General features: G+C 64.0%; 11 protein-coding genes and 1 tRNA gene. 2 read left to right on the top strand and 10 right to left on the bottom strand.

Annotated elements, in window-relative coordinates:
* Nucleotides 1-42 precede the first annotated feature (42 nt).
* From HMPREF3114_RS10885 to HMPREF3114_RS10895, 3 genes are all read right to left on the bottom strand, one after another.
* Nucleotides 43-1,767: a peptidoglycan-binding protein gene (locus tag HMPREF3114_RS10885; protein ID WP_053497357.1), complete on the bottom strand. Its 1,725-nt coding sequence runs from the start codon at nt 1,765-1,767 to the stop codon at nt 43-45.
* A 140-nt stretch (nt 1,768-1,907) separates the two neighbouring features.
* Complete coding sequence (locus HMPREF3114_RS10890) at nt 1,908-2,480, bottom strand: hypothetical protein (RefSeq protein WP_227836791.1); 573 nt, start codon at nt 2,478-2,480, stop codon at nt 1,908-1,910.
* 52 nt (nt 2,481-2,532) lie between these two features.
* Nucleotides 2,533-3,057: a hypothetical protein gene (locus tag HMPREF3114_RS10895; protein WP_053497355.1), complete on the bottom strand. Its 525-nt coding sequence runs from the start codon at nt 3,055-3,057 to the stop codon at nt 2,533-2,535.
* A gap of 205 nt (nt 3,058-3,262) precedes the next feature.
* On the opposite strand from HMPREF3114_RS10895, the gene HMPREF3114_RS10900 reads away from it, so the two are divergent.
* Nucleotides 3,263-3,889, top strand: coding sequence for a YiiX/YebB-like N1pC/P60 family cysteine hydrolase (locus HMPREF3114_RS10900; protein WP_053497353.1), 627 nt, complete (start codon nt 3,263-3,265; stop codon nt 3,887-3,889).
* Nucleotides 3,890-3,943: 54 nt separating this feature from the next.
* Here HMPREF3114_RS10900 and HMPREF3114_RS21195 read toward each other — a convergent pair whose 3' ends face one another.
* The 3 genes from HMPREF3114_RS21195 to ubiA all read right to left on the bottom strand — a co-directional run bounded on the left by HMPREF3114_RS21195 (nt 3,944) and on the right by ubiA (nt 6,875).
* Nucleotides 3,944-4,108, bottom strand: coding sequence for a hypothetical protein (locus HMPREF3114_RS21195; protein WP_005414774.1), 165 nt, complete (start codon nt 4,106-4,108; stop codon nt 3,944-3,946).
* A 272-nt stretch (nt 4,109-4,380) separates the two neighbouring features.
* Nucleotides 4,381-5,805 carry a short-chain fatty acid transporter gene (locus HMPREF3114_RS10905; RefSeq protein ID WP_170944951.1) on the bottom strand — a complete coding sequence of 475 codons (1,425 nt, stop codon included), beginning with the start codon at nt 5,803-5,805 and terminating at the stop codon, nt 4,381-4,383.
* A gap of 176 nt (nt 5,806-5,981) precedes the next feature.
* Nucleotides 5,982-6,875 carry a 4-hydroxybenzoate octaprenyltransferase gene (gene ubiA, locus HMPREF3114_RS10910; protein WP_053497351.1) on the bottom strand — a complete coding sequence of 298 codons (894 nt, stop codon included), beginning with the start codon at nt 6,873-6,875 and terminating at the stop codon, nt 5,982-5,984.
* Nucleotides 6,876-7,024: 149 nt separating this feature from the next.
* On the opposite strand from ubiA, the gene HMPREF3114_RS10915 reads away from it, so the two are divergent.
* A tRNA-Arg gene (locus HMPREF3114_RS10915) sits at nt 7,025-7,101 on the top strand.
* A gap of 39 nt (nt 7,102-7,140) precedes the next feature.
* Here HMPREF3114_RS10915 and HMPREF3114_RS10920 read toward each other — a convergent pair.
* The 4 genes from HMPREF3114_RS10920 to HMPREF3114_RS21455 all read right to left on the bottom strand — a co-directional run.
* Nucleotides 7,141-7,590, bottom strand: a complete 450-nt coding sequence (locus tag HMPREF3114_RS10920; protein ID WP_053497349.1) for a Rossmann-fold NAD(P)-binding domain-containing protein — start codon at nt 7,588-7,590, stop codon at nt 7,141-7,143.
* Nucleotides 7,587-8,021 (bottom strand): hypothetical protein, encoded by a 435-nt coding sequence (locus HMPREF3114_RS10925; protein WP_053497347.1) that lies wholly within the window; start codon nt 8,019-8,021, stop codon nt 7,587-7,589. Before HMPREF3114_RS10925 ends, HMPREF3114_RS10920 begins: the two co-directional genes overlap by 4 nt.
* Nucleotides 8,022-8,323: 302 nt before the next feature.
* Entirely contained in the window at nt 8,324-8,743 is a 420-nt protein-coding gene (locus HMPREF3114_RS10930) for a hypothetical protein (protein ID WP_134955282.1), read from the bottom strand.
* Between the two features lie 3 nt (nt 8,744-8,746).
* A partial coding sequence (locus tag HMPREF3114_RS21455) for an RHS repeat-associated core domain-containing protein (protein ID WP_256337642.1) occupies nt 8,747-9,627 on the bottom strand: 881 nt, incomplete at its 5' end.

Raw genomic sequence — 9,627 nt, forward strand, 5'->3', positions numbered from 1 at the left:
CCGGCCGGCCTCCTTTACCACACACTTCTTCACACGCAGCGGTCAACGGCCCATGGCCACCCGCTGCTGCTCGTCCTGCACGTGTTGCTGCGAAGGCTCATGCTTGGCCAGCATTGCAGCGCTGGTCTCCTGCAGGCTCGGTGCCGCCTGGGTCATGTCCACCGCAGTACGGAAGCCGGGAACGGTGCCCACGACGAAGGCCTTGCCATCCTGCACGGTGACGCCCTGCAGCTTTTCCGGCGAATCGATGCCGGCGGCCTTGGCCTGGGCGGTCACATGCGCGCTCATCTCGTTGGAGATCATGCCCGGCATGTGGCCACGGATCGCATTGTGCAGCGGCGTATCCGGATGCGCCTTGTCGCCCAGCTGCGGCCCCTTCGGCGCCGCCTCGGCATGGCTGCGGCCTTCGGCCAGCTTGCCCAGCGTCGCCGGACCCGCCACGCCGTCGGCGGAGAGCCCGTGCTGCTTCTGGTAGGCGATCAGTGCGTCCCTGGTATTGGCACCGAACTTGCCGTCCTCGCTCAGCGGATTGCCTTGGCCGTCGCGCACGCCCAGGCGGTTGAGTTCCTTCTGCAGCGCAGTCACTTCCTCGCCCTTGGCCCCCTGGCGCAGCACACCGTTGTGGTCGGCATCATGCGAATGGCCACCCTTGCCGGTTTCCTTCAGCTTGCCGTGGTCCCAGAAGTCCTGCGGGCTGAGCAGCTTGCCGTGCGGATCCTTCAACTGGTAATGCACGTGCTGGGCATACTGACCCGCACCGCCCGGGCCACGCCCGCCCATGGTGCCGATCGGCTCGCCCGCCTTGATCGGCTGGCCTTCCTTCACCTGGGTCGACTGCAGGTGCAGGATCTCGTGCGAGTTGCCCTGTGCATCCCTGATCTTCACCGTACCGTAGTCGCCACCGACGAACGTCACCGTTCCGGAGATCGGCGCGTTGACGGTCGGGTGCTGCAGATTACGGCCGTGCTGGCCGCCGACATAGTTGAAGTCGGTGCCACCGTGCGGCTTGTGCGCGCGGTGTTCGCCGAACTCACCGGTAATGTGCGGCTTGACCCCGTTCTGCGGGGGCAGCATCACCTGCATCGTCTGCTCGAAGTTGCGGGTCTGGGCTTCGGCATGCGCCGCTGCCGGCTTGGCCTGCGCGTGCGTGGCCGCGGCTACGGCGGGGGCCGCGTGGCTGCCCTGGGGCTGGCCGTGGGTCAGTCCCAGGCGCTGCTCCACGAACCGCTCGTACTTGTCCACGTACGGCATCACCTTCTTTTCAGACAGGGTGAGGCCGCCGTAATCGCGGGTCGGGCCGTCGTGATGGTACTTGTAGATGTACTCCTCACCCTGGCCGCGCTTGTGCGCCAGCGTGCGGTTATCGATGTAATGGTCAACCAGTGCATCGGACTGTGCGCCGACGTCGAAGCGGTTGCGGTTGTTGAGGTGGTAGTGGTTGCCGGTCTTGTCGATGAACTGGCCCAGGCCCGAGGCCGAGGTGGTGCCAGCGGCGGCATCGGGGTTGAAACCCGATTCAACGCGGGCGATGGCCAGTACGTGCGCCGTTTCGCGTGGGGTCAGGCCCTTCTCGCGCGCCGACTCGATGATCGTGTCGATCACCCGTGACTGTACTTCCGGGGTCGCATCGCCCCACCGACGGGAGTTGCCATGCAGGCGGCCGTCGCTCTGGTCGATCGGCTCGCGGTAGTGGCTCCACGACTTGATGCGGTCACTGCTGTAGGCCGCCCCGCGGGGCTGGACCATGTCCTGGTAGATGTCTGCCATGTCTGTGCTATCCATTCTATGAAAAAGGGAATTTCCTTAAGGGGTACTGCTCCTGGTACTTCTGGTACTTCTGGTACTTCTGGTACTGCGGTACTGCAGTGCTGCGTTCACAGCGCGCGTGCGACGTCCTGCCGCTGCGCTCAGTCTTCGATGTAGTTCACCTCCGGGTGCTTGATGCCGAGCGAGTCGATCAACTTCTCGTACTCGTCGTTGTTGGGCTCCTGCTCCTCGCCTTCCGCGCCGCGCAGCGGCGGTGTGCTGTGGGTCAACTGGCGGCCACTGGCGTCGTACAGGTAGTACCACTCGCAGAAGCTGCAGCCGAACGGCAGTTCACCGTACTGCACGACGAAGTACGGCGTACCGCTGCGGTCCTGCACGCAGGCCAGGCCAACGGCGGTATAGCCGTCCATCTCCTTGGGCGCAGCAATGGCCTGGCGTGCGCCGTCCTTTTCAATTTCCAGCGTGGTCAGCCGGGAAGCGTCCGTGTCTTGGGTGGGCTGGGCCGCCAGGTGCAGGCGGGTGCCTTGGCAATCGATATGCATGCCGGTCTCGTCGCGCGTAAGAGAGGTGGAATGGTCCGCAACGGCAGCCGCAGGTGCGGCCGGCGTCGCTGCCGGGTCAGTGGAAGCAGGGGCCGCCGGTGCAGCCGCCTCAGGGCCGCTGCAGGCAGCAAGCATCAGGGCCAGTACGGGGGCAACGGGAGACAGACGCATGCGGGGCTCCTTGGGTGAATCACACGACCGCTCGCAGGCGGTCGCTCAGGGGTCAGATCGATTCGTCCTCACGCTTGACCAGTTGCCAGCACGGCTTCTGGGCAAAGGTGTAGATCTGCTGGTCGCTGGTATCGGGAGTGCGCATCTGCACCTGTACCTGGCCATCGGGCAGGCGGGTGACCTGCATCTCGCGGCCCTGGCGCTGCAGCGTGGCCGGGTCCGGCATCACCGGCCATTCGACCTTGGCAAGCGGCACCTTCTCCTCCACCTTGCGTGGCTCCGGCTCGGCTTCGCTGTCGATGTGGCTGTCCAGCAGCGGATCGGCAGTGGACGTTTCCTGCAGCGCGATCTCGTTGCCGAAATGCTTGAGGAAGTCGTCGAAGACCGGATGGGGGCAGCTGGCAGAAGCGTCTGCCGGGGCCGCGGCAACCGGCGTGGCCGGCGTCGTGGCAGTGGCCGTGCTGGTCGGAGCCGGTGCGGCGGCGTCAGCGGGGGCTGCCTGGGGCGCAGGCTTGCAGCCGGACAGCGCAAGCCCCAGGGCAAGCGCAAGCAGGGCAACGGGGCGGAGCTGGTTCACGGGATCCTCCTGATTCCGGGCGGTCGCGCGCGGTTCCGGCGCGGTAGGGAGGCAAGGATAGCCATGCCTCGGTCAATTCAGTTTCAACATCCGCTGTCAGGAATATCCCGACATGCCGAATTGTGACCAATATCACACTAATACTGAAATCAACGTCATCGCAGCAGCCGTTAGACTACGCCGCACACGCTTCGACCCTGGCCCCATGCGCGCATTCCTGCTTGCCCTCTCCCTGCTGCTGCCAACGCTGTGGCCTGGTGGTGCGGCCGCGCTGGAGGTCCGGGAAGGCGATCTGCTGTTCGTCACCGCCGGCCATGCCGGCCTGAGCGCGGCCATCGACGATGCCACCGGCAAGCAGGGCGCACCCAGCTTCGATCACGTGGCCCTGGTCGCTGCGGCGCCAGACGGCTGGGAGGTACTGCATGCGGATGAGAAAGGCTCGCGCCGGCAGACGCTGGATCAGTTCCGCGAGGACGCCCGAGGCAAGCAGCGGCAGGTCGTGGTCTATCGGCTGCGCGCATCGCAGCAGGCTGCCATCAAGGATGCGATCGCGACCGCACGCATGATGCTGGGCAAGCCCTACAACACGTCGTATGTGTTGAATGAGGACAGCTACTACTGTTCGGATTTCATCGAACGTGCGTTCCGTGCGCACCATGTGTTCGCACTGCAGCCGATGAACTTCCGCAACCCGAAGACCGGGCAGATCGCACAGCACTGGGTCGATCTCTACCGCGCCATGGGCATGGAGGTGCCGCAGGATCAGCCGGGCACCAACCCGAACGACATGTCAGCAGCGCCGGTGCTGCAACGCATTGGCGTGCTGGAATAAGCGAAGCCCCGCACGGGGCGGGGCTTCGCGCATCACAGGAAGTGGGTACCGAAGTCACTCCTCCTCGTCCTGCCCACCCTGTTGCTGGTTGCGCTGGTTGCGCTGCTGCTGTTCCTGCTGCTGTTGCTGCTGCTGGTCGCGGCCACGCCCCTGCTGCTGATCCTGCTGGTTCTGCTGGCCCTGCTGCTTCTGGTTCGGGTTCTGGTTCTGCTGTGCCATGTCCGATCTCCAAAGCCACACGCGGAATGCGGTGGACGGGGCCATCGTCTGCAGCGAAGAGTTAATCGCGCGTTGGTGGGCGGCTACATTGGTGTGTACGCGCGTGAATGAACGGGCAAAGCCCCTTGCGGCACAAGCCGATGAAGGATTCATATGGGTTCGGCATGTGCTCATGCCGTCAGCCCGACTGCGCGCATTCATGGCGTGCTCTGCTGGAAACACGCGCTGAACGGAGCTGGCGTCCTGCTCGCGCACGGACGCCAGCCCTGCACTCACGGCATCACCGGCGGCACATACGCCAGGGTCATGCCCAGCAGCCACAACAGGCCCAGCACCAGCGGGATGTGCACCAGCAACTGGATGAAGGTGAAGCCCACGATGTCGCGTGCCTTCAGCCCCAGCACGCCCAGCAATGGCAGCATCCAGAACGGGTTGATCAGGTTCGGCAGCGCTTCGGCCGCGTTGTAGACCTGCACTGCCCAGCCCAGGTGCGCCTTCAGCTCGTTGGCGGCCTGCATCACGTACGGCGCCTCGATGATCCACTTGCCGCCACCGGACGGCACGAAGAAGCCCAGCACCGCCGAGTAGATGCCCATCACCAGCGCGAAGCTATCGGTGCTGGCCACGTGCACGAACAGGCTCGACAGCCGGTGCGCCAGGGTCTGCCCGTCACCACCGGCGGCGTGGGTGAGGATCATCGCGATACCGCCGTACAGCGGGAACTGGATCAGCACGCCGGTGGTGCTCGGCACCGCCTTGGCCACCGCGTTGAGGAAGCTGCGTGGGCGCCAGTGCAGCAGCAGGCCCAGCGAAATGAAAAGGAAGTTGTAGGTGTTGAGGTTGGCGATGGCAGTGACCACCGGCTTGTTGGCGAACTCGTTGAACAGCCAGCCGAACGCCAGCAGCGAGAGCAGCACGGTCAGCAACGGGCTGTATTCCAGCCATTCGCCCGGGCGCGTGCGTCGCTGCAGCGGTTCCGGCTCGGCCTGCGCAGCGCCGGGAAATTCCTCGGCGGTACGCGCACTGCCGGCTGCAGGCGCGGTCAGCCAGGCGATCAGCAGCGAGACAAGGATCAGCACTGCGGTCAGGGCGATCGACTGCCACAGAAAGATGGTTTCGGTGAACGGCAATACGCCGGTGATCTCCACCAGCCCCGGCGGCATGCTGGCCGGGTTGGCCTGCAACTGTGCGGCCGACGAGCTCAGCCCCATCGCCCACACTGCGCCCAGGCCGAGATAGGCCGACGCACCGGCGGCGCGGTAGTCCATGCGCAGTTCGGTGCGACGGGCCAGCGCGCGGACCAGCAGGCCACCGAACACCAGCGAGAAGCCCCAGCTGAGCAGCGAGGCGAGCATGCTGACCAGGCCCACGTACACCACCGCACCGCGACCGGTGCGCGGCACCCGGGCCAGGAAGTCGATGAAGCGTGCGACCACCGGCGCGGTCGCCACGGCGTAGCCGCCGATGACCACGAAGGCCATCTGCATGGTGAAGGGGATCAGGCTCCAGAAGCCGTCACCAAAGGCGCTGGCGGTGGCCTGAGGGGTCGAACCGAAGCCCATCGCGGCCAGTGCGACGATGACCACGCCCAGCACCGCGAACACGTACGCATCGGGGAACCACTTTTCCGCCCAGGCGGCCGAGCGCAGCGCTGCGCGCGCCATCCAGCCGTCCTGTACTGCTGCCGTCGAGGCCATCGCCTACCCTCCCAGGTTCGATGGACCGATTCTGGGCGGTGGGGTGTGGGCTGTCTGCCACCTATTGGTCGTAGGTGGCGGTAGGCCCGGCGCTGCGCGCCGCCGCCCGAGCGTAGGCTCGGGCGCTACAGAAGCACTCTCAGCTGTAGAGCCGAGCCCACGCTCGGCTGCGCTTCTCAACGCAGCGCCAGGTCCACGGCGATACCGGCAAACAGCGCGGCGCCGACCCAGTTGTTGTGCAGGAACGCCTTGAAACACGGGCCGCGCTCGCGGTTGCGGCAGATCCAGAATTCGTACACCACCAGCGCGGTGGCCACGGCCACGCCGGCCAGGTAGTAGCCACCCAGCCCGCCGCGCACGCCAACCAGCGCCATGGTGGCCAGGAACAGCGCGTACAGCACGCCCTGGATGACCAGATCGAGATCGCCGAACAGGATCGCGGTGGAGTGCGAGCCCATCTTCAGGTCGTCCTCGCGGTCGACCATGGCATACCAGGTGTCGTAGGCGGTCGACCACAGGATGTTGCCGGCATACAGCAGCCAGCCCAGCATCGGCACCTCGCCCTGCACGGCGGCGAACGCCATCGGGATGCCCCAGCCGAACGACATGCCCAGGTAGACCTGCGGCAGATGGGTGTAGCGCTTCAGGTACGGATAGCTGGCGGCCAGGAACACGCCGATGAAGCTCAGGCCGATGGTCAGCCCGTTCAGGGTCAGCACCAGGCCGAAGGCCACCAGCATCAGTACGGCGAACAGCGCCAGCGCTGCGCGACCGCTGATCGCGCCGGTGGCCAGCGGCCGCGCCTTGGTGCGCTCCACATGCGGGTCGAGCCAGCGGTCAGCGTAGTCGTTGATGACGCAACCGGCCGAGCGGGTCAGCCACACGCCGGCGGTGAACACGAACAGCGTCCACAGCGGCGGCAGGCCGCCGGCAGCCAGCCATAACGCCCACCACGTGGGCCACAGCAGCAGCAACGTGCCGATCGGGCGATCAGCGCGCATCAGACTCCAGTAATGCCGCCAACGCGGCGTCGCCTGCGACTGCGGCGAAGTGAGGGGGGTATCAGCCATGGCGATAGGATACTCCTGCCCCTCTGGCAGGGCTTTGCCGGTGGGGGGAGATTTGTTCGACGAAACTGGATAGAATGCCGGTCCCGCACCGCCTCATGGCGCTGCGATGCCCGCCCCGGCACTGGCCGACGGCGCGGCGGTTCTACAACGCGCCCGTAGCTCAGCCGGATAGAGTAGTGGCTTCCGAAGCCATTGGTCGGGGGTTCGAATCCCTCCGGGCGCGCCATTTTTCCTTCGTTGCCTGGCCGGCGCGCCGCCAGAAATGTCAGGGAATGAACGTTGCCGAGCGATGCTCGCAACCGGCAGCGTCCTGTACCACGATGGAGTAATTCGCGCCCGCGCTGGATGCGCCGGGCAGGAACAGGCCATCACCATCGAACAGAACGCTCTGCTGTTCATCCTGCCCGATCGACAGCCCGATCGCTCCCGGTGTGATTTCCTCAAGGATCACGTTGTAAGGCCGCCAGGCATCCTCGCCTGTGCGCCTCATTTCTGCGCGAGCGGTCCTTGGGTTCAACCTGCGTCTCTCATCCACCCACAGCTGAAGCGGCTGATCAGCATTGTGGGTGACCTGGAAGCGCCCGTAGGTCAGTCCGTCGACGCTCTCGGTGCCGACGTAGGTGAAATGGGCCGGCGGACACTTCGTGGTGCGGTTCGGATGCGCTGCACAGGATGTCAGTGCAACCACGAGGCAGAAGGCGGTCAGGTGCTTCATGGCTTCGAGGCCTGATGTGGGTGGTTGTCGCGGCGGTGTTCGGCAGTGAGGGCAACCAGCACTACGCCCCAGAGCGGCGTGAGCAGCACGACGCTCATCACCGTCAGCGAAACCGGTACCTGCCAGAGCAGCGATGGGCTGAATCCGCTGAATCTATAGGCTTCCAGTACAAGCACCACGACCTGGGCCAGAAGGCCCGCGAGCAGCCCCAAGCCAGCCCCCTTGGCAAGCCGCCTGACCGTAAGGCGGCCCGCGGCGGGAACCCGTGCGCAGATTCCCAGCAACAAAAGGCTGACGGCATACAGCCAGAAGAAAACTCGATGTGAGTCGAAGGCGTAAAGCGCCCTGCCCACAAAGTGCAGGAACAGCCAGAGTGCTCCACACGACACCGCGTAGGCCAGCCCGTACCGAAGAATCTGCCTGGCTTTCATCTTGTACCTCTCCGAGGGCGTGCAGCCCGATCGCGTTCTTTTGTGGAGGAGTGCGGGAGCTCATGCACCTTGCCTCCCGCTTGGCGCCCAACTCGCGCAAGGCATCGCGCAGCGCTCGAAAGTACCTGCCTGCCTCCAGCGTTCGCAGCTGGGCCAGTGGAATCCGATACCTCCTGAACAATGCGGCCAGTTCCCAGACGTCCTCCTCCAGAACCGCATCTGGATCCAGGGATAGATAGATGACATCCCCTCTGCCGACCACATTACCGATGCAGCCGATTCGACCGCGCACCCGAGGCGCTCTACGTCTCGTCGCCCGAAGGCGGGTAAATTTCCACCGCCAAACCGAGGCCCAAAGTTGTGACTCTGGTGAGAACTGCACGATCCAGTTCAAATCCGCCAAGTCCGCCCACAAAGATGCTGATATAGAATTCTGCCCTCCCTCCCGTATCTGTGATGTGGCCAATGAACTCACGCTTGTTTATCAGAAAATCGCACCAACGGGAGATCTCCTCATCCAACTCGACATTCACCTTCCTCGCGAGAGGAATAGATAGATAGGTAAATTCATAGAGCTGCTGATCCTCACCCTGCCGAGCTGGTCTAGGCTCGCCTGCACTGCGGGCAAAGCGGGACTCCAAACCAATTTCCTCCCTAATGGATTCAGCAGAAACAGAGGGATGGAAAAACCTAAGTGAAATATTCACCAAAAGACCACTCACGCATCACCTCCCAAAACCATAATCACTAATATTCCCCTCTATTCTACCTTTGCCGTCCTGCGTCCCAACCCAAATATCGCCATTTGGGGCTATACCAGTCCAGTGCGTCGGGCTAGCAGCGGAACCTTCCTTAATGGTTTCAACGGCACCATGATCAAGCCCGAAGGATTTTTTGGCCGTGTCTATAGGGAGTGTTCCTACTGGACAGTTCGTAGGCTTGGATCGCGCACCGTCCTTTTTCTTGCTGAAGTAGAGGTTGGCGAGAGCATCCACGATTACTGGCAAACTTACCGTCGCACCAATGAAAGCATCGATTGGCGAGTGGATCGGACTCATATCAATGTATGGCGCAGGAGCTTGCCCTTCCCCATAGCCCGGGAGGTCAGGATTCCACTGCTGGTAACCACTTCCAGGCCGATACGCTGGAGGTGGCAATCGCATAGCCCGAGCTGCACCGGACTGTAAGCCAAGACGATCCAAAGCAGACGCAGGGTTCCCACTCACATATGAATAAGTACTGATGCCTCCAACCAAACCAATCGGATCACTCTGCGAGTACCGCCCCACCATTGGTTCATACTCACGCTGGTAGTTGTAGAACAACCCACTCGCATCCGTGGCCTGCTGGCCCGGGAAGCGCAGTGCCAGCTCGAATGCCACGCCATCGCCATCCGGGTCGGCACTCGGAATCTGGTTGCCGAACACTTCGCTCTTGTTGCTCCACTCCCAGATCGCGACATCGCGCACCGGATCGATCACCACGCGCGGCGTACCCAGATGATCCGGCTGCACGTAGGTCAGTTCCGGCACGCCGGCGCTCGGCACGTTGATCAGCGCTACCGGATAGTTGTCCAGCCAGATGGCCTGCTGCTGCGCCTGGCCCG

The sequence above is a fragment of the Stenotrophomonas sp. HMSC10F07 genome (assembly GCF_001807895.1).
In the GTDB taxonomy this organism is placed as follows: domain Bacteria; phylum Pseudomonadota; class Gammaproteobacteria; order Xanthomonadales; family Xanthomonadaceae; genus Stenotrophomonas; species Stenotrophomonas sepilia.